This is a genomic window from Brachybacterium nesterenkovii (assembly GCF_900163655.1).
Lineage (GTDB): Bacteria > Actinomycetota > Actinomycetes > Actinomycetales > Dermabacteraceae > Brachybacterium > Brachybacterium nesterenkovii.
Genome location: NZ_FWFG01000048.1, coordinates 1 through 20207 on the forward strand (window position 1 = coordinate 1; position 20207 = coordinate 20207).

The 20207-nt window shown below is 72.6% G+C and carries 13 protein-coding genes and 1 tRNA gene; 6 read left to right on the forward strand and 8 right to left on the reverse strand.

Annotated features, from left to right (window positions below; translation table 11 throughout):
• The 6 genes from efeB to FM110_RS14480 form a co-directional block, all read right to left on the reverse strand.
• Window positions 1-1396: iron uptake transporter deferrochelatase/peroxidase subunit (gene efeB, locus FM110_RS04760; RefSeq protein WP_143276262.1), on the reverse strand; the 1396-nt coding region annotated here is incomplete at its 3' end.
• A gap of 176 nt (window positions 1397-1572) precedes the next feature.
• Entirely contained in the window at window positions 1573-2931 is a 1359-nt protein-coding gene (efeO, locus tag FM110_RS04765; protein ID WP_200810169.1) for an iron uptake system protein EfeO, read from the reverse strand.
• A 50-nt stretch (window positions 2932-2981) separates the two neighbouring features.
• Window positions 2982-3893, reverse strand: a complete 912-nt coding sequence (gene efeU, locus FM110_RS04770; protein WP_087103163.1) for an iron uptake transporter permease EfeU — start codon at window positions 3891-3893, stop codon at window positions 2982-2984.
• 504 nt (window positions 3894-4397) lie between these two features.
• Window positions 4398-4469: transfer RNA gene (locus FM110_RS04775), tRNA-Thr, on the reverse strand.
• Between the two features lie 94 nt (window positions 4470-4563).
• The gene (locus tag FM110_RS04780; protein ID WP_087103165.1) at window positions 4564-5436 is read right to left on the reverse strand and encodes a DsbA family protein; all 873 of its coding nucleotides are present in this window, start codon (window positions 5434-5436) and stop codon (window positions 4564-4566) included.
• Between the two features lie 181 nt (window positions 5437-5617).
• On the reverse strand, window positions 5618-8227 hold the full coding sequence (locus FM110_RS14480) for a serine/threonine-protein kinase (RefSeq protein ID WP_234991913.1): 2610 nt from the start codon (window positions 8225-8227) through the stop codon (window positions 5618-5620).
• Between the two features lie 227 nt (window positions 8228-8454).
• Here FM110_RS14480 and FM110_RS04790 point away from each other — a divergent pair, with 227 nt between their 5' ends.
• From FM110_RS04790 to FM110_RS04810, 5 genes are all read left to right on the forward strand, one after another.
• Window positions 8455-8691, forward strand: a complete 237-nt coding sequence (locus FM110_RS04790; RefSeq protein WP_087103167.1) for a heavy-metal-associated domain-containing protein — start codon at window positions 8455-8457, stop codon at window positions 8689-8691.
• Between the two features lie 166 nt (window positions 8692-8857).
• Window positions 8858-11194 (forward strand): heavy metal translocating P-type ATPase, encoded by a 2337-nt coding sequence (locus tag FM110_RS04795; RefSeq protein WP_087103169.1) that lies wholly within the window; start codon window positions 8858-8860, stop codon window positions 11192-11194.
• Window positions 11195-11410: 216 nt separating this feature from the next.
• A complete protein-coding gene (locus tag FM110_RS04800) occupies window positions 11411-12088 on the forward strand; it encodes an AIM24 family protein (RefSeq protein ID WP_087103171.1) in 678 nt (225 codons plus the stop codon).
• A gap of 286 nt (window positions 12089-12374) precedes the next feature.
• Window positions 12375-13289: a formate/nitrite transporter family protein gene (locus tag FM110_RS04805; protein ID WP_087103173.1), complete on the forward strand. Its 915-nt coding sequence runs from the start codon at window positions 12375-12377 to the stop codon at window positions 13287-13289.
• Window positions 13290-13638: 349 nt separating this feature from the next.
• On the forward strand, window positions 13639-15123 hold the full coding sequence (locus FM110_RS04810; RefSeq protein WP_087103175.1) for an FAD-dependent oxidoreductase: 1485 nt from the start codon (window positions 13639-13641) through the stop codon (window positions 15121-15123).
• Window positions 15124-15220: 97 nt separating this feature from the next.
• Here FM110_RS04810 and FM110_RS04815 read toward each other — a convergent pair whose 3' ends face one another.
• Both FM110_RS04815 and FM110_RS04820 read right to left on the reverse strand, forming a co-directional pair.
• The gene (locus FM110_RS04815; protein WP_087103177.1) at window positions 15221-16072 is read right to left on the reverse strand and encodes an SDR family oxidoreductase; all 852 of its coding nucleotides are present in this window, start codon (window positions 16070-16072) and stop codon (window positions 15221-15223) included.
• 246 nt (window positions 16073-16318) lie between these two features.
• On the reverse strand, window positions 16319-17530 hold the full coding sequence (locus tag FM110_RS04820) for a pyridoxal phosphate-dependent aminotransferase (RefSeq protein ID WP_087103179.1): 1212 nt from the start codon (window positions 17528-17530) through the stop codon (window positions 16319-16321).
• Window positions 17531-17799: 269 nt separating this feature from the next.
• On the opposite strand from FM110_RS04820, the gene FM110_RS04825 reads away from it, so the two are divergent.
• Window positions 17800-20190 (forward strand): alpha-galactosidase, encoded by a 2391-nt coding sequence (locus FM110_RS04825; protein WP_087103181.1) that lies wholly within the window; start codon window positions 17800-17802, stop codon window positions 20188-20190.
• Window positions 20191-20207: the final 17 nt, after the last annotated feature.

Here is a 20207-nt window from a genome sequence, read left to right on the forward strand (position 1 = left end):
CTCCCGCATCGGGCGCCCCCGCGCCCGCCCCTGACGTGCTCTCCCCTGACGGAGCAGCTCCCGAGCCCTTCGTCCCCAACAGCGCCTGCCCGAACATCGTGTCGGAGTCCCCCACGCCGGGCAGGATCGCGAACAGGCCCGAGGCCACGTGCTGGAGGTACTCGGTCATGGCGTCGCTGCGCGTCATCCGATCCAGGATCGGGTAGAACCCGACGCGCGGATCCCGCACGAAGGCCGCGAAGAACAGGCCCGCATCGATCTGGCCGAGGGCATCGGAGCCCTCGGAGTAGTTGTAGCCGCGGCGCAGCATCCGGGCCCCGCCGTTGTTCTCGGGAGCGACGATGCGGATGTGCGAGTCCTCCGGGATGGCCGGACGACCGTGCACCGCCGCCGCGTAGTCGGGCGCTTCGAACTCCTGGGCGCTCTCGGTGGGCTCCGCGATCGACAGCGGCGCCCCGTAGCGCTTGTCGCGCCCGGTGATCTCCTCCTGCTCGATCAGCCGCAGGCGGTCCCAGGACTCCAGACGCATCTTGATCTTGCGCAGGGCCAGGTAGGTACCGCCCGCGAGCCAGTCGCCGCCCTCGTCCTCGGGCTGGACCCACAGGTGCTCGGCGAGCTGGGCCTCGCTGTCCTCGGCCTTCACGTTCACCGTGCCGTCCTTGAAGCCGAACAGGTTGCGCGGCGTCTCCTGCTCCGTCGAGGTCGAGGAGGTGCGGCCGTGGCCCACCTGGGTCCAGCGCAGCGCGGCCGTGCCCATCGCGATGCGGGTCAGGTTGCGGATCGCGTGCATCGCGACCTGGGTGTCGTCGGCGCAGGCCTGGACCAGCAGGTCCCCGTCGCTCTGCTGGGCGCGCAGGGCCTCGTTGGCGAACAGGGGCATGCCCTCGGCCAGCACGGTCGTGGCCCGGGAGGCCAGCCCGAAGCGGTCCACGCCGTCGGCCGTGCGGAACAGCGAGGGCCCCACGCCGACGGTGATGGTGAGCGAGGACGGCGGATACCCCCACGCCTCCCCGGTGTCCTTGGGGGCCGCCTGGGGGTTCGCCAGCGGCTCCCCGCCGACGAGCTCCCCCGCGGTCATCTGCTGCGCGGCCACGCACCAGTCCTCCATGAGACCGCGCAGCTCGTCGAGGTCGTCCGTGGTCACGTCGAAGGCCGCGGTGAACAGGCAGTCCTGCGCGGGCGTGGTGATGCCCTGCTGGTGCTCGCCGCGGAACGGGTAAGTGCGCTGGATGGGATCCTCAGCCGCTGCGGTGCCGCCGCTCGCGCCGCCCGCGAGGTGCGAGGCGCCGAATCCGATCGCGCCACCGGCGGCGAGAGACGCCCCGGCCGCGCCCAGCAGCGTGCGCCGGCTGGTCCCGCGACGCACCGGCGTGCCGTCCTCCGTGCCCGTCATCATCGTCCTTCCTCCGTGTTCTTCGGGTGCGCGCGCATGGGCCGGGCCGTCCGCCCGGAGCGACCGTCCCGCCTCTTGACACGGCCCGCGGCCGATGGGCCGCCGTCTCGGGGCGGGCGACCCGCACCGCGCAGGCAATCCTTCCAGAGCAGACCTCCTGCTCAGGGCATGCGTACTGCTCAGTGCAGGATCAGGCCCGCGATCTCGGACAGCGACTCCGCGAGCGCATTGACCGCGGTCGACAGGGCGCGCTGGGCGTCGGTGTAGTCGGCGTCGCCGGGGGCCTCGCCCGCGTCCTTCTGCACGGCCGCGATCGTCGAGTAGTCCACGAACTTCGGGTCGCCGTCGGGCGTGGTGCCGTCCTTGTGCTTGTCGAGCTCGGCCTGGACGTCCCCGAACTGCTTCTCGATGGTCTCGACCAGGTCCGCGTCCTTCGCCTTCACCAGCTCCATGACGTTGCCCCACGCGACTTTCGAGCCCTCGACGTTGGCCTGGAAGTCGTCGAGGTCGGTGTGGGAGAAGGTGTCCTCCTCGCCGACGATCTTGCCGGTGGCGACCTCGTTCATGAGGCCCGCCGCGCCCTGGACCACGTCCGCGAGCGTCACCTCGAACTTCCCGCCCGCGCCCTCGATCTTCCCGTAGACCAGGTCGTAGAGCTTCTGGGTGTCGGTGTTCAGCTGCTCGGCGGTCTTCTGGCGCGAGGCGTCGTCGGGGAAGCGGAAGGCCTCGTCGGCGCTGAACAGATCGGCCTCGATCCGGTGCCAGCCGGTCCACTCCGCGAGCACCTCGGGATCGGTGACGCTCTTGCCGGCATCGGCCGCGAGGTCCTGGATGCGCAGGTCCAGGGCGCCGTCGAGGTCGCCCGCCTCCTCGATGCCGAACGCCTCAGCGGTGGGCTCGATGCGCTCGTAGAAGCGACGGGCCTGCGGGAACAGCGCCTTGGCCTGCTCGGCGTTCCCGCCGATGTACGCGTCGGTGAACTCGCGCGTGGCGGTGACCTGCTGGCCCACCTGATCCTTGATGTAGGCCGTGTAGTTGGTGATGGCATCGGCCTCGAGCTTCGCGGTGTCCTCGTCGACCGCGGCGCCCTCCCCCTGGGTGACGGTCAGCTTGGTGACGCCCTTGAGCTCGCCGACCATGTTGGGCTTGCAGGCCGCGTAGTACTCCCCCTCGGGCAGGGCCGTGGTGACGTCGACGCTGGTGCCGGGCCCGATGTTCTCCTTCTCGGTGATGATCCGCAGCTTGTCATCGGCGAGGATCTCGAACTCGTTGGGCGCGCTGCCCGTGTTGGTGACCGCGAAGGTGACCTGGCCGGCGGGGAACTCGGTGCTCGAGAGCTCGCAGCCGTCGTCAGTGATCGTCACCGTGATGGGGCCGTCCGCGCTCGCGCCGCCGCCGCCGTCGGAGGCCCCCGCGGCCGCGGACGGGTTGTCGGTGCAGGCCGTGAGGCCCGCGGAGGCCAGGACGGCGGTCGACAGGGCGCCCAGGCGCAGCACGGAGCGGCGGGTGGCGGGGGTCAGGGAGACGGAAGCGGACACGTTGAGCTCCTGGAAGAAGAGGTGGGAGGAAGGGGAACAGACGCCGGTCGTCAGCGCGAGGGCACGGCCTCGGGCGCCTCGGCGGCGCGGTCGGCGGGTGCGGACGCCGCCGTCGAGGCCGACCGCGGCGGGCCGGTACGACGGGTCCGCTGCCAGAAGATGACGGCCACGGGCAGGAAGTACGCGAGCCAGGCGATCACCTGCAGCACTGTCGGCTGAGCGTTGACCTGGAACATCGCGTTGCCGATCGTGTACAGCCAGTTGATCGGCGACCCGGCACTGCCCACGTGCGCGGAGCAGTCCCAGGCGAGGGTGCCCCAGCCGGGCAGGACCGACGCCTCCTGCAGGTCGCCGATGCCGTAGGCGGTGATGCCCGCGGCCACGAGGATCAGGAACGCCCCGGTCCAGGTGAAGAAGCGCCCGAGGTTCAGGCGCAGCGCCCCGCGGTAGATGAGCACCCCCAGCACGATCGCGATCGCGAAGCCGACGACGATCCCGCCGGTCGTGGCCCAGACGCTGGACTCGATCGAAGACTTCACGGTGGCCCAGAGGATCAGCGCGGTCTCGATGCCCTCGCGGCCCACGGCCACCATCGCGATGACGACGACGCCCCAGCCGTTCTCGCTGCGGCGCAGGGAGCGGTCGAGCTCGGTCTCGAGCCTGCCCTTCATGGCCCGCGCATGCGTGGACATCCAGAAGATCATCCCCGTGGTCAGGGCGACGGCGAGCAGCGAGAGGACGCCGCCGATGATCTCCTGCGCCTGGAAGGTGAGGGTCTTGGGCCCCCAGGTGAGGATCACGCCCAGTACGAGCGGGACGGCGGCGGCGATGCCGATGCCGAGCCACAGCTTGGGCAGCACGTCGCGCCGATCGGACTTCACGAGATAGGCCACGAGGATGCCGACCACGAGGGACGCCTCGAGGCCCTCGCGCAGTGCGATGAGCAGGTTGGGCAGGAACAACGGGACTCCCCGGGTCGACGTGGGCGCCGCGGTCCCGACGCGCCGACCGGTGCTCGGCGCGCGGCCCGACGACGGGATCGCACGATGCCCGCCGACGGCGCGGCACGACCTAAGGTATGCCTAACCTTGGTGGATTGTCCAACACCAGCGTTGCGAATTAGCGGCGCATGGGTGTGGGGGAGGCGAGATTCGCTTCCGTCGCAGCGTGCCCCGACAGACTCGCCCCACCCCGGGGCGGCAGCGCTCGGCCAGGCGTCACGAGACGACCGTCGGCGATCAGCACGCGAGCGCCGCCCCGGCGCCGGGCACGGAGCGAGATCGCCGAAATGAGCCACCGACGTGGCTCGGAACGGCTATCTCGCCAACAGGGCGCTCGGAAGGGGCATGCAGGCGCAGGTTCCGGTGCAGGTGCAGAACCAGACCCGAAACCGGGCACGTAAGTGGTCACGACGAAGGAGAATCCCGCCGCAGATAGGACTCAGGCGGCATAACGCCTGGTCAGAGAGCTGGAGACGGGAATCGAACCCGCAACCACCTGTTTACAAGACAGGTGCGCTACCGTTGCGCCACTCCAGCGGAGCGGGGCCTTCCGGACGCCCGGTCGGCCCCGCGCTCCCGTGATCCTACGGGAGTCGTCGATCGCCGCCCGCCCCGCAGGCGGGCGCGACGGTCAGTTGCCGCCCGCGTCCGAGGCAGTCCCGGCCGCACCGCCGGCGCCCGGGGCGCCGCCGGCATCGGAGGCGCCGCTCGCCGCCGAGGTGTCGGCCCCGGCATCGCCGAGGGCCTGCGTCAGGGCACCGGGCGTGGACCAGTCCTGGAAGACCTCGCCGTCGATGAGGACCGTGGGCGTGCCGTTGGGCGCGCTCTTCTGCGCCTCCGGCTCGACCACGTCGTGCAGCCACGACACGTGCTTCTTCGAGGAGATGCAGTCGGCCACCGCGTCGGAGGCCCCCGCCTGCTTGGCGTACTCGGTCAGCTGGGCGTTGGTCAGGCCCGCGGTGCGCTCGGCCGGCTGGTTCTCGAACAGCAGCGTGTTCATCGCCACGCGCTTGTCCTCGCCCTCGTCGGCCACGCAGGCCAGTGCGTTCGCGGCGCGGGTGGAGTAGTCGCCCGTGGTCGACATCGGGTCGAGGAAGGTGCGCGTGTGCTCGCGCAGCGTGATCTGGTCGGCATCGGCGAGCGCCTTCAGCTCGGCGCCGTTGAGCTGCTCGAACTGGTTGCAGATCGGGCACATGTAGTCGAGGTACACGTCGACCACCGGCTTCCCGGAGTCCGCACCCGACTGGTAGTAGGTCTGATCGGCGGCCACGCCCTGGGGCGGCGTCACCGGTCCGGCGGGTCGGGTGCTCTGGTAGATGGCCCAGCCGATGCCGGCCGCGATCGCGAGGGCGACGACGGCCACGGCCGCGATGATCGTGGTGCGGATGCGCTTCTGGCGCTTCAGCTCCGCCTGGCGCTGGCGACGGATCTCCTCGCGCTGCGCGGCGCGGCGGTCCTTGTCGGAGCTCGCCTGGTCAGAGCTCGACGATCCGGACGGCGACATGGAACCTCCAGGGGCTTCGGGGACGGGCGCGCACAGGCCGAGAGGGCCGTGCGACCTGTCGGTCGGGTCGGGGCGAGTCTACGGGGAGGCCGATGACAGGGGCTCCCAGCCGGGCGCGCGGCCCCACGACGCCCGGGCGCGGCCACCGCGCCCACCGCGGCCACGCCACGTCCGGATGACGTCACGCCCGCCAGGGCAGCAGCTCGTCCAGGCGCGGCCCGCCGACGAACGGGAAGTAGTCGACCTGGCCGGTGCGCGCACCGATCGTCACGATCACGGCGCCGAGCAGGAGCGCGAGCAGGACGGCGATGACACCGCCCCACAGATGATCGGGCGCGGCCGAGTCCAGCATGCGATGGGCGCCGTCGCGCGTGGTCCGAGAGCCCAGGCCCACCCAGGTGAGCAGCAGCGTGACCGCCATCGTCCCGGCGAACAGCGCCCCCGAGGGCAGGATGATCCCCGCGCCGTAGTGGGCGAGCGCATCGGCGCAGACGGCGAGCACGAGGCCCAGCAGCAGCGGGAACAGCGCCTGGAGGGCCATCTCGAGCAGCCCCAGGAGGAAGCGGAACGGCGCGGCCAGGCCGATCGTCCACGACGCTCCGGATGCCTTGCCCCGGTAGCGGGCGGTCTGGATGGAGCGGTGGCTGCGCTCCCAGGTGCGGGAGACGGCGCCGAGCACCAGCATCGCGGCGAGCGCGACGTAGGGGACGACAGCGGCGAGCGCGATGAGGATGGCGTGGCCGAGCAGCGTGAGCAGCGGGCGACGCGGCGGGCGGGGCGGGCCGACGACCTGCGGCGGCCCGAGCGGGCGACCATCGGGCCCGAAGCCGTAGGGGGCGTAGATCTGCGGGGCGGCGCCCTGCTGCGGACGCTGCTGGATCACCTGCTGCTGAGCCATCGGCTGCGAGCGCGGGGTCTGCTGCGGCATCCGCGGCTGCTGCATCTGCGCCGCCTGCTGCGGATGCATCGCGGGCCTCGTCTGCTGGGGCCCCCCATACCCGGGGTGCTGCGGGTAGCCGGTCGGGCGCTGCTGCGAAGCAGGGTGCTGCGCGGCCGATTGCTGCGGCGCGGGCGACGAGCCGGGGTAGCCCTGGGGGTACGTCTGGGGCTGGCTCGGACGCTGATGCCCGGGATGTCCCTGCGTCGGCGCGGACCCTCCGGCATCGTGACCGCTGGCCGCCGGGTACCCCTGCCCGGGCCGAGCCTGCGTCGGAGACCCCGGAGCCGAGCGGCCCTGATCGCGGTGTCCGTACGCCGCATGGTCGTCGCGGATCACCGGGATGGCGCGCGTGGGCTCGCGCACGATCTCCATGATCTCGGTGTCGGGCTCGGACGACTCCGGGAGGGCCGTCGGCTCGGCATCGACCGGGGTGCTCGCTCCCCTCGTCCGATGAGCCGCAGATTCCTGGCCCAGCACCGTCTGGCCCGATGCGTCATGTCCCCTCGCGGCGGGCCCTGCCGGGAGCACCGCCGTGGCACCGGGGCCGGCGGGGAGCGCCTCCGTCGCACCGCCCGCGGGCAGCGCCTCGGTCGCACCGTCCTGGACGGCGAGATCCTCGGTCGCCTCCCCGAGCGCGGGCAGGGCCTGGGTGCGGTCCGCATCGTCCGGCATGGCGGTCTCTCCGCCGACGGCGGCAGCCGCACCGGTCGCACCGGCGGCACCCGCCGCACCCGCCAAACCCGGCGCACCCGCCAAACCCGCCACAGGGAGCGCCCGCGTGGCAGCGCCCCGCGAGCTCTCGTCCGGCGCATCGGCACCGGCCGCGACAGCATCGTCGCGGGTCCCGAACGCACCGTCGCGGTCCCCGAACGCCTCCCCGTCGGCCGCACGCGCATCGCCGCCACCGGCCGCGATGCGCGTGCGGCCGACGGCGAAGGCCTCGGTCTCCCCCGGATCGTCGAAGGCCTCGAGGTCGAGGTCCTCGAGCCGCGCGAGCAGGGCCTCAGGGTCCGCGCGCTCGGCGGGGTCGGCGCGCAGGGCGTCGCGCAGCCAGGCGGCGAGCTCGGTCGGGAGCCCCTCGACGTCGATCTCGCCGCGCTGGGCGCGGAAGAAGACGAGGTCCGCGCGGCCGGAGCCGAAGGGCTCGCGCCCGGTGGAGGCGAAGGCGACGAGCGCGGCCCAGGACCACCAGTCGGAGGCCGCCGACGTCGTGTTGGTGGCGACGACCTCGGGATCGAGGTAGGCGGCGGTCCCCATGACCAGGCCCGTCGAGGTCAGGCGCGACTCCTCGGCGGCCTGGGCGATGCCGAAGTCGATGACGACGGGGTCGAGGCCCGCCCCGTCGGGGTCGTAGCTGACCAGATCCGTCTCGCGCGCATCTCTCAGCAGCACGTTGGAGGGTTTGAGGTCGCGGTGGACGATGCCGGCCGCGTGGATGTCCCGCAGGGTCTCCCCCAGCGTCAGGCCGATCTCGCGCACCGCCTCGGGGTGCAGCGCGCCGTGGTCGCGGACGGCGTCCTCGAGGGTGGGGCCGGGCACGAACTCGGTGGCGACGAACGCCTCGGAGGAGTCGAGCTCGGCGTCGAGGATGCGGGCGATGTTGTCATGGCGCACCCGCTGCTGGGCGGCGACCTCGCGGGCCAGGCGCTCTCGGGCGCGGGGATCGTCGGCGATCTCGGGCCGCAGCAGCTTGATGGCGACGTCGCGCCCGTCGGCGTCGAGCGCGCGATAGACGATGCCCATCCCGCCCGCGCCGATCCTGCCCAGCACCTCGTAGCCGGACTCCTCGGCGAGCAGGCGCAGGCGCGGGTCGCGACCGAGCGCGCGCGAGGAGCCGTCGGGTGGGGTCATGCCGGTCATGCTAGAGGCCGCATCTGCGCCCCGCCTCCCCCTGCGGTATGCCCTCGCGGCGTGATCCCGGACCCTCCGCCTTGATGGGCATACCCCCGAGGGGTATCGTTCTGGGCATTGGTCCCGGGAGCTCCCGAACCCGCCCCGGGTTCGGAGACCTCCCCGGACCCGTCCACACCGGTGCCTGGCAGATCGGGCACCCGCACATCTGATTTCAGGAGGCACGCATGACCGCTCAGCCCACCACCACCGTCCACGGCCTCACCGGCCTCACCTGCGGGCACTGCGTCAACGCGGTGACCGAGGAGGTCGAGGCGATCGACGGCGTGACCTCGGCGCAGGTCGAGCTCGTCGTCGGCGGCACCAGCCGCCTGACCGTCGCCGCCGAGGGCCCCGTGGCCCGCGAGGACCTCGCCGCCGCGATCACCGAGGCCGGCGAGAGCTACGCGCTCACCGATATCTGAGCACCCGCGCCGGCTTCTGAGCACCCTCGCCGGAATCTGAGCGCCCGCGCCGCTACCTGAGCGCCCGGGCCAGCCCGTCCGGCCGCGTCCGATCCCGGCGGCGCGCGCCCTGCCGCGCCCGAGACAGGTCCGCGCAGCATCACCCCCACGTCCCGAACGGAGCCCCATGACCGCCACCGGCACCCGCCCCGACGCCGCTCCCGCAACAGACCCGGGAACCCGCCGCGTCGACCTCGACATCTCCGGCATGACCTGCGCGTCCTGCGTGGCCCGCGTCGAGAAGAAGCTGCGCCGCGAGGGCGCCGCCGAGGCCGCCGTGAACCTCGCGCTCGAGCGGGCGACGGTGCTGGTGCCCGCGGACGGCCCGAGCGACGAGCAGCTCGTCGCGGCCGTCGAGAAGGGCGGGTACGGGGCGCGCGTGCGCTCGGCAGCGGCGCCGGGATCCGCGCTCGAGGACGCGGTCGGCGCGACCGACGGCTCCGAGCTGGACCGGCATGAGGCCGATCAGCGCGAGGCCCTGCACCGCACGCTCGTCTCGGCCGCTCTCAGCGTGCCGATCGTGCTGGTGTCGATGGTCCCGCCGCTCCAGTTCCCGGGATGGCAGTGGGCGGCCCTGGCGCTCGCGACCCCCGTCGTCCTCTGGTGCGCCTGGCCCTTCCACCGCGCCGCGGCGATCAACCTGCGCCACGGCACCACCACGATGGACACGCTCGTCTCGCTCGGCGTGAGCGCCGCCTACCTGTGGTCGCTGTGGGCGCTCCTGTTCGGCGGCGCGGGCCGCATCGGCATGACGATGGACTTCTCGCTGACACCGGCGATGCACGGCGGCCACCACGAGATCTACCTCGAGTCGGCCGCCGTCGTGACCACGCTGATCCTCCTGGGGCGCTGGGCCCAGGCCCGTGCCGTCCACCGCTCCTCCGCGGCGCTGCGCGCGCTCCTCGACCTCGGGGCCAAGGAGGCGACGGTGCTCGAGCTGGGACCCGACGGCCGCACCCTCGAGCGGACGGTCCCGGTGGGCGAGCTGCGCACGGGGGACGTGTTCGTGGTGCGCCCCGGGGAGAAGATCGCGACCGACGGCGTGGTCGTCACCGGGTCCAGCGCCGTGGACCGCTCGATGCTGACCGGCGAGTCCGTGCCCGAGGAGGTCTCCGCGGGCGACGAGGTCGCCGGTGCCACCGTCAACGCGCACGGCCGCCTCGAGGTCCGCGCCACCCGTGTCGGGGCCGACACGCAGCTCGCGCACATCGCGCGCCTCGTCGAGCACGCCCAGACGTCGAAGGCTCCCGTCCAGCACCTCGTGGACCGCATCAGCGGCATCTTCGTGCCCGTCGTCATCGCGCTGTCGCTGCTGACGCTGGCCGGCTGGCTGCTGACCGGGCACGGCGCCGAGCAGGCGTTCACCGCGGCCGTGGCCGTGCTGATCATCGCCTGCCCCTGCGCCCTGGGGCTCGCGACGCCCACCGCGATCATGGTGGGCACCGGGCGCGGCGCCGAGCTGGGCGTGCTGATCCGCTCGGCCGAGGCGCTCGAGGCCAGCCGGGCCATCCGCACGATCGTGCTCGACAAGACGGGCACGCTCACCACCGGCGCGATGACGCTGCGTGATGTCGCGGTCGCTCCCGGTGCCGATCGGGCCGAGATCCTCGCCCTGGCCGCCGCCGTCGAGCGCGGCAGCGAGCACCCGATCGCCCGCGCCGTCGTCGGCGCGGCCGAGTCCGAGGCGGATGCGGCCGCTCTCCTGCAGACCCTGACGGCGGAGGGCACGGCGGCCCGCGCGGGCTCGGGCGTCAGCGCGACGGTGGCCACGCCGGGTCGCGCGGCCCGCGAGGTCACCGTGCGCCGCATCGAGGCCGACGACGTGCTGGACGACGCCGTCGCCGCGGCGGCGGCGCGCTCCGGCGACGAGGGCGCGACCGTCTCCGCCGTGGTCGTCGACGGTGCGGTGCTCGGAGTCCTGGCGCTCGGCGACGCGATCCGCCCCGAGAGCGCAGGCGCCCTCGCCGCGCTCCGCCGCCTGGGCATCCGCCCCGTCCTCGCCACGGGCGATGCCGCCCCGGCCGCGTGGCACGTGGCCCGGGCGCTCGGTATCGACGAGGTCCACGCCGGGGTGTCCCCCGAGGACAAGCTGCGGCTCGTGGAGGCCCTGCAGGCCGAGGGCGCCGGCGGCGTCGCGATGGCCGGCGACGGCATCAACGACACGGCGGCTCTCGCTGCGGCCGACCTCGGGATCGCGATGGGGACGGGCACCGACGCGGCGATGGCCAGCGGCGACATGGTCGTTTCCGACGGCTCGATCGCCACGATCCCGACGGCCATCCGCCTGGCCCGCGCCACGCTCCGCACGATCCGCTGGAACCTGTTCTGGGCGTTCATCTACAACGTGGTCGCGATCCCCCTGGCGATGGCCGGGTGGCTGGGCCCCCTCATCGCCGGAGCGGCGATGGCGTTCTCGAGCGTCTTCGTGGTCACGAACTCCCTGCGCCTGCGCCGCTTCCGCTGACGGCGCGGCGGGCGCCTCGCCGGATGAGCCGGATAGCGTTTCAGCGCCGGATCGGGTCCGCCGCTCGTGCGTCGGGCGCGCACTCTAGGATGTGACCGGGGAGACACGCCGCACATGCCCGGCTTCGGCCCGCCTCATCGGCATCGGGCCACCGGCACCAGGCTGCGTCCGTCTCCTCGCATCCGCTGACCGCGCACACGATCCGAGGGGGAACCCATGCGCTCCAACCTGTTCGACGCCTCCAACCAGGAGAAGCAGACCACCGACCGCTGGACGCTGCAGTCCAATAAGATGCTCCGCTGCGCCCTGACGCCGCAGGCGCCGGAGATCATCGCGGCGGCGGGCGCGATGGTCGCCTACCAGGGGCAGATGGAGTTCTCCTACCAGGGCTCCGGCGGCGGCATGAAGCTGCTGAAGAAGATGGCGACGGGCGAGGGCGGCAACATGATGCGCACGCGCGGCCAGGGCGAGGTGTTCTACGCCCGCCAGGCGCAGGAGATCTTCCTGCTCCAGCTCGAGGGGGACGCCATCACCCTGAACACCGGCAACATGCTCGCCTTCGACTCCTCGATCCAGTGGGACATCCGCTCCCTCGGCGGCGCGGGATTCATGGCCGGCGGCCTGTTCAACCTCCTGCTGCAGGGACACGGCATGGTCGCCGTGACCTCCGACGGCCCGCCGATGCTGCTCGACTGCTCGCAGCAGCCCACCTACGTCGACCCCCAGGCCGCCGTCTGCTGGTCCGCGAACCTGCAGCCCACCATCAAGAACGACTTCAAGATGGGCTCGCTCATCGGCCGCGGCTCCGGCGAGTCGTTCCAGCTGGCCTTCCACGGCCCCGGCTTCGTGGTCGTCCAGCCCTCCGAGGGCATCCCGGTCGTCGCCGCGAGCTGACCCCGCGCGACCAGGACGGCGCCGCGGACCGGGCACACCGCGGCGCCGTCGTCGTCCCCCGTCGCGGCGCCGTCACCACCCCCGATCCGCAGCGCCGTCACCGCCCCCGATCGACGGTGACGACTCCGCATCAGGGCACCCGATCAGCCTCATCGGCCCGCTCCGCCCCGTACACTGCGGAAGATCACGACCGGACACCCGTCCGGCCGTATGTCGCGCCCGCACGCGGTGCGGGCGACTCGCTGCATCCCGTCACGCCCCAGCGGGCCCGTCGAAAGACCTCCCCATGACTGATTTCTCCTCCAAGATCGTCATTCCGACGCCTGCCGCCATGGCCCAGGCGACGGAGGACGGCATGCTCGCCAAGGCCACCAAGCCCTGGTTCGAGATGTTCCTCCTGTCCCTCACCGGCGGCGCCTACATCGCCCTCGGCTTTCTCTTCTTCGTGACCTCGCAGCAGGGCCTCGGCGCCCCGTTCCCGGTCGGCCCCGCGAAGGTCCTCGGCGGCGTCGTCTTCAGCGTCGGCCTCATGCTCGTCGTCATATCCGGCTCGGACCTGTTCACCGGCACCACCATGACCGTCATGCCGCTGCTGTCCAAGCGCCTGGGCGTCGGTCGCTTCCTCGGCCACTGGGGCGTCGCGATCGTCGGCAACTTCATCGGCTCGGTGCTCGTGGCCCTGCTGGTGCTGTGGGCCGGCACCCCGTCGTCCAACAAGAGCGCCTGGGGCCTCGTGGTCCTCAACACGACGCTCGCGAAGGTGTCCCTGACCTGGGGCCACGCCTTCTTCCTCGCCGTCCTCGCGAACTTCGCCGTCTGCCTCGCGGTCTGGATGGCCAACTCCGGCCGCTCCACCGCGGACAAGATCCTCGCGATCGTCGGCCCCATCGCCCTGTTCGTCGCCTCCGGCTTCGAGCACTCGGTGGCCAACATGTTCATGCTGCCCATGGGCTGGCTGATCAAGAACTTCGCTCCCGACACCTTCTGGGCCGGCGAGGCCATCACCAAGGCGGGCAAGACCGCCGCGGACTTCGACGCGATCACGCCCGGCGCGATCTTCTTCGACAACCTGATCCCGGTGATCCTCGGCAACATCGTCGGCGGCGCCGTGTTCGTCGGCATCTACTTCTGGGCCTGCTACATCCGCCCGGCCCAGCGCGCCAAGGCGCTCGAGGCCGCCGGCGCGCACGCCGCGAGGTGATCCTCCGGGGCTGCTGAGCAGCTCCGCACGAACGTCGCAGCATCCGACAGCCCCCGTCCGAGCGGACGGGGGCTGTCGGCGTCCGCATCCGGCTCCGCCTCGCTCTCCGCCCGCGCGGCCGGCTCGCCCGATGCTCCGTCCGCACCTCCTCCACGTGATCCGCACCGCCTCCCCGCCCCTGCCCCGCGGCAGGCACGATTTCCGCGTATACAGTGGTCCGTAAATCGTTCCCGGCCCCGCACGGCCCGCGGTCTCGCACGGCCTCCGCGCCCGGACAGCTCTCGGACTCGTGCAGCGCCCCGGTTCCCGTGCGGCGCGCCGACGCCCGACCAGACTCCTTCGAGGTGAGATGTTCTCCCCCCAGCCGTTCCGCCTTGCCGTCATCGGATCCGGTCCCGCCGGCGTCTACGCCGCCGAGACCCTCGCCCGCACCCCGCAGGTGAAGTCCGGCGAGCTGACCGTCGAGTGCGACATCTTCGACGCCCTTCCCACGCCCTTCGGGCTCATCCGCTACGGCGTCGCGCCGGACCACCCGCGCATCAAGGGCATCATCACCGCGCTACACCGGATCCTGGGCCGCGGCGACATCCGCTTCCTCGGCGACGTCGAGTTCGGCCGCGACGTGACGCTCGAGGAGCTGCGCGAGCGCTATGACGCGATCGTCTTCGCCACCGGCGCCCTCAAGGACGCGCGCCTGGAGATCCCCGGCATCGACCTCGAGGGGTCCTTCGGCGCCGCCGACTTCGTGGCCTGGTACGACGGCAACCCCGACTACCCGCGCACCTGGCCGCTGGCGGCCCAGCAGGTCGCGATGATCGGCAACGGCAATGTGGCGCTCGACGCCGCGCGCATGCTCGCGAAGTCCGCCGACGAGCTCCTGCGCACCGAGATCCCCGCCAACGTCTACGAGGGCCTGAAGTCCGCCGCCACCACGGACGTCCACGTGTTCGGCCGCCGCGGCCCCGCGCAGACCAAGTTCTCCCCGCTCGAGGCCCGCGAGCTCGCTCACCCCAAGGGCGTGCAGATCGTCCTGGACCCGCGGGATTTCGAGCAGATCACCGACGCCGAGCGCGAGGTGATCCGCGCCGACAAGCGCACCGACCAGATCTTCACCACCTTCGAGGGGTGGCTGGCCGAGCAGCAGCGGCGCGAGGCCGCGGGCGAGGAGCCGACGGACGCGCACGGCGGTCCCGTCCAGCGTCGCCTCCACCTGCACTTCTGGCACCGCCCCGTCGAGGTCCTCGGCGAGGACGGGAAGGTCGTCGGGATGCGCTTCGAGCGCACGAAGCTGGACGACGGCGGTGCCGTGGTCGGCACCGGCGAGATGGTCGACTACGACCTCCAGGCCGTCTACCGGGCCATCGGCTACCACGGCTCCGAGCTGCCGTGCGTGCCCTACGACGCCGAGCGCGGCGTGATCGTCAACGAGGCCGGGCGTGTGACCCGCGGCGTCGGCGAGCCGATCCCGGGCCTGTACGCCAACGGGTGGATCAAGCGCGGCCCCGTGGGCCTGATCGGCGCGACGAAGTCCGACGCCGTTGAGACCATCTCCTCCCTGCTGACCGACCTCGAGGAGGGCGTCATCACGCCCGCCCCGGACCGCGACAACGACTCGATCCTGCGCCTGCTGGACGCCAAGGGCGTCGCGTACACGACGTGGGACGGCTGGACGGCCCTGGACGCGCATGAGATCGAGCGCGGCGCCGCCGAGGTGGACGCCGACGGCGAGCCGCGCCCGCGCATCAAGGTCGTCGAGCGCGAGGAGATGGTGCGCATCTCCCGCGAGGGCATGGAGCGCGCCGCTCCCACGGCGGAGGACTCCGCGAGCGCCTGACGCGTTCCGACGCAGGCAGACGAGGGCCCCGCACGGCCGGATGACCGTGCGGGGCCCTCGTGCACCTCGGGCGCCCCGCATGCGGGGACGCCGTGGGTCACCACGTGCGCAGCGTGTCCTCGAGCGGGACGGTGGGGCGGCCGATAAGGCGCGACAGATCGCCCGGCGTCGCCGCGAGCAGGCCGCGCGCCGTGTCGGCGCTCAGCTGGGCGACGAACGCGGCGGTTCCCGCGTCGAGGCCGACGCCCTCGAGCATCTGCGCCTCCTCCTGCTGGGTGAGCGGACGGTACGTGACCTCGCGTCCCAGCACGCGCGACGCGGCCGCGGCGAAGTCGGCGAACGACCAGGCGGTGTCTCCGGAGAGCTCGTAGGCCGCGCCCTCATGGCCGTCCTCGGTGGCGACGACGGCGATCGCCTCGGCGTAGTCGGCGCGCGGTGCGCTCGCCGTGCGGCCCTCGCCCGCGGCGTTCGCGATGACGCCCCGCTCGCGCGCGGCCGCGAAGTCGGCGACGTGGTTTTCGGTGTACCAGCCGTTGCGCAGCAGCGTCGCGGGGATCCCGGAGGCCGCGATGAGCTCCTCGGTGGCGCGGTGCTCCTCGGCGAAGGTGTGGTCGGACGCGGGGACGCCCAGCAGCGAGGTGTAGATGATGCGGCCGACGCCGGCATCCTTCGCGGCGTCGATCACGGCGCCGTGCTGCGCGAGGCGCTTGCCGGGCTCGCTCGCCGAGATGAGGACCACCGTGTCGGCGCCCTCGACGGCGGCGCGGACAGCGGCCGGATCGTCGAAGTCGGCCCGCGCGGTTTCGAACCCCTGCTCCTCGAGCTCGGCGAGCCGCTGGGCGCTGCGGCCGATCGCGCGGACATCGCTCGCGGCGACGCCACGGCTGCGCAGGGATTCCAGGACGTGGCGGCCCAGCTGGCCGGTGGCTCCGAAGACGGCGATGGTCATGGTGGTTCTCCTTCGAGGGGACGTGCGTCGGCTCATGCCGTCGCACCGTTGTGTGAATCTTCAACGATGCGTGCCGTCCGCGCATTCCCGGGGCACCCGGATGTGGCCCACGTCCCGATACGGGGTCCGCGCCCCGAACGGCCTGGTGCGATCCGGGGCGCCGGGGCCCGGGCTGTCGGGGCCCGGGCTCAGCGCCGGATGCCCGCTCTCGGCGCCGGAGCCCGGCCTCCGCGTCGGGGCCCGGCCTCAGCGCCGGATGCCCGCCAGGAAGTCCGCGATCCGGTCCACCGCGTCCTCGATCATCTCCACGGGCGGCAGCGTCACCAGGCGGAAGTGGTCGGGGTCCGGGTAGTTGAAGCCGGTCCCCTGCGTGACCAGGAGCTTCTTGGCGCGCAGGAGGTCGAACGCGAACTGCTCGTCGTTCTCGATTCGGTACATCTGACGGTCCAGGCGCGGGAACATGTACAGCGCGCCCTGGGCCTTCTCCACGCTCACGCCGGGGATCGAGGCGAGCCCCTCGTAGGCGGCGTCGCGCTGCTCGAGCAGGCGCCCGCCCGGCAGGATCAGCTCGTTGACGCTCTGGTAGCCGCCGAGCGCGGTCGCGACCACGTGCTGGGCGGGCACATTGGGGCACAGACGCATATTGGAGAGCACGTCGAGGCCCTCGATGAAGCTCGCCGCGTCGTCCTTGGGGCCGTAGATCGCCATCCAGCCGGCGCGGAAGCCCGCGACGCGGTACGCCTTGGACAGCCCGTTGTAGGTGATGGTCATGAGGTCCGGGGCGATCTTGCCCATCGGATGGTGCACGGCGTCGTCGTAGAGGATCTTGTCGTAGATCTCGTCGGACAGGATCAGCAGGGAGTGCTTGCGGGCGACCTCCGCGATCTCCTTGAGCACATTTTCGGGGTAGACGGCGCCCGTCGGGTTGTTGGGGTTGATGACGACGATCGCCTTGGTGCGCTCGGTGACCTTGTCGGCGATGTCGGAGACATCGGGCCACCAGTGGTTCTCCTCATCGCAGCGGTAGTGCACGGCCCTGCCGCCGGCGAGCGCGATCGAGGCGGTCCACAGCGGGTAGTCGGGCGAGGGCACGAGCACCTCGTCGCCGTCGTCGACCAGGCCCTGGCAGGTCATCTGGATGAGCTCGCTGACGCCGTTGCCCAGGTAGATGTCGTCCAGGCCCATGCCGGGCATGCCGCGGGTCTGGTAGTACTGCGCGACGGCGCGGCGGGCCGAGACGATGCCCTTGGAGTCGGAGTAGCCCTGCGCGGTGGGCAGCTGGCGGATCATGTCGACGAGGATCTCGTCGGGCGCCTCGAAGCCGAACGGGGCCGGGTTGCCGATGTTGAGCTTGATGACCTTGTGGCCCTCGGCCTCCATGCGTGCGGCCTCGGCGGGGACGGGTCCGCGGATCTCGTAGCAGACGTCCCGCAGCTTCGAGGACTGGGTGAGGATCATCGGGCGCCTCCTGGCATCGAGGGAGAGGCCAGGGTATGCCCTGGCGCCGGAGCGACGCGCACCCGCTGCGCCGCATAGGGTCGAGGTGCACTGGTCGTGTCCCGTGTCGGAGCACGCTGATCGGCGCCTGCTGATCAAAGCAGGCTCGTCGGCGCAAGCTGGTCGACGAACGCGGAATGGACACCGATCAGTGCACGACCGCTCATCCACGCCCGGCCACGCCGCACCGCCCTCGCTCCTCCCCCGAGATGTCTGGAGATCCTCTCGCTATGACCGCCGCCGCCCGGCCCGCTGCCGCGCCCTCCGCCGACGTGCCGCCCGCCGACGCCCTTCCGATCCGCCGGGTGCACCTGAGCGCCGCGGGCGTCTCCCTCGTGATCGACGCGAGCGGGGACCGCATGCCCGCGATCGTCCACTGGGGCCGCGAGCTGGGCACGCTGACCGCGCAGGACGCCGCGACCCTCACGGAGATCGCCGGGCCCGCGATCACCCACAACACGATCGACGTGCCGCTGCGCGTCGGCATCCTGCCGCAGCTCGCCGACGGCTGGGTCGGGACGCCCGGGATCTCCGGGGCGCGGGCCGACGGCTCCGCGTTCAGCCCGCTGCTGACGGTCCGCGACCTGCGGGTGGAGTCGTCCGTCGGTGCCGACGGGGAGGCCGATGCCGCGGGCTCTGCGGCCGACGAGCCTGCAGCCGCGGCGGACGGAACGCGCACTGCCGCGGCCGAGGGGTTCTGCGAGACCGGCGCGGCTCGCGTGGAGATCGACCTGGCCGATGAGAGCGTCGGGATCGCCGTGCGCCTGGACGTGGAGATGCTGGCCTCGGGCCTGGTGCGCGTGCGCGCCGCCCTCACGGACACGACGGAGGCCGCGACGCCCGGCACGGACGCCGCGCGTGCCCCGTACGTGCTCGAAGCGCTCACGCCGATGCTGCCGATCCCCCTGGACGCCACGGAGCTGCTGGACTTCGGCGGCCGCTGGACCCGCGAGCGCACCCCGCAGCGCTCGCCGCTGGTGACCGGCACGCATCTGCGGGAGAACCGCCGCGGCCGCACGGGCCCGGACGCGGCGCACGTGCTGCACGCCGGGACCGCCGGCTTCGGCTTCCGCCACGGCGAGATCTGGGCGGTGCACACCGCGTTCTCCGGCGATCACCGCCACCTGGCCGAGCGCTCCAGCCGCGGGGTGCAGCTGCTGGGCGGCGGCGAGCTGCTGCTGCCCGGCGAAGGCCGCCTCGAGCCCGGCGGCGCGTACGAGACGCCGTGGCTGTACGGGGCGCATGCGAGCGACGGTCTCGACGGCATCGCCCGCCGCTTCCACACCCACCTGCGCTCGCGCCCGCAGCACGTCGACGCCCAGCGCCCGGTGACGCTCAACGTCTGGGAGGCGGTCTACTTCGACCACGACCTCGAGCGGCTGAAGGACCTCGCCGACCGGGCCGCCGCGCTCGGAGTCGAGCGCTTCGTGCTCGACGACGGCTGGTTCGGCTCGCGCCGCGACGACACCTCGGGGCTGGGCGACTGGGTGGTCTCCGACGAGGTCTGGCCCGACGGCCTGACGCCGCTCATCGAGCATGTGACGGGCCTGGGCATGCAGTTCGGGCTGTGGTTCGAGCCGGAGATGGTCAACGAGGACTCCGACGTGGCGCGCGCCCACCCGGAGTGGATCATGGCGCCGTCCCCGGATCGCCTGCCGGAGGAGTCGCGCTCCCAGCAGGTGCTGAACCTCGCGATCCCCGAGGCCTTCGAGCACGTCCACTCCCAGATGCGGGCGATCCTCGCCGAGAACGACATCGCCTACATCAAGTGGGACCACAACCGCGACCTCATCGAGGCCGCGACCCGCGCCACCGGCGCCGCCGCGACGCACGCGCAGACCCTCGCCCTCTACCGCCTGCTGGACGCGCTGAAGGAGGAGTTCCCGGACCTGGAGATCGAGTCGTGCTCCTCGGGCGGCGCCCGCGTGGACCTCGGCGTCCTCGAGCGCACCGACCGCGTGTGGGTGTCGGACTGCATCGACCCCCTCGAGCGCCAGCTGATGAACCGCTGGACCGCGCAGCTGATCCCGCTCGAGCTCATGGGCACCCACATCGCCTCCGGCGCCTCGCACACCACCGGCTGCCTGCACTCCCTGTCGTTCCGCGCGGCGAGCGCCCTCTTCGGGCACCTCGGGATCGAGTGGGATCTCGCGCATGCGAGCGCGCAGGAGATGGACGAGCTGCGCGCCTGGATCGCGCTGTACAAGGCCCAGCGGGAGCTGCTGCTGACGGGCGAGTACGTGCGGGCCGACCGCGGCGAGGACTCCCTGTGGGTGTACGGCGTGGTCTCCCCCGAGCGCGACCGCGCGCTGTACGAGCTGGCAGCAGTGGGCCGCGCGGATGTGGCACCCATCGGCAGCGTGCGCCTGCCGGGCCTGGATCCCGCGCGCCGCTACCGGGTGCGTCCGCTGGTCGTCGGCGAGGCGCCCGCCGGGCTGTACTGGCCGGCGTGGGCACGGGAGGGCGCGAGCACGGCGACCGACCGCATCCATCCGGGCATCAGCGCGGATCCGCTGGTCGAGGCGGTGGAGCTGCCGGGCTCACTGCTGGTAGAGGCCGGTGTCGCAGCGCCGATCATGTACCCGGAGTCGGCGGTGCTGCTGGAGGTCACCGCGGTCTGAGCCCTTCGCCCGGCCGC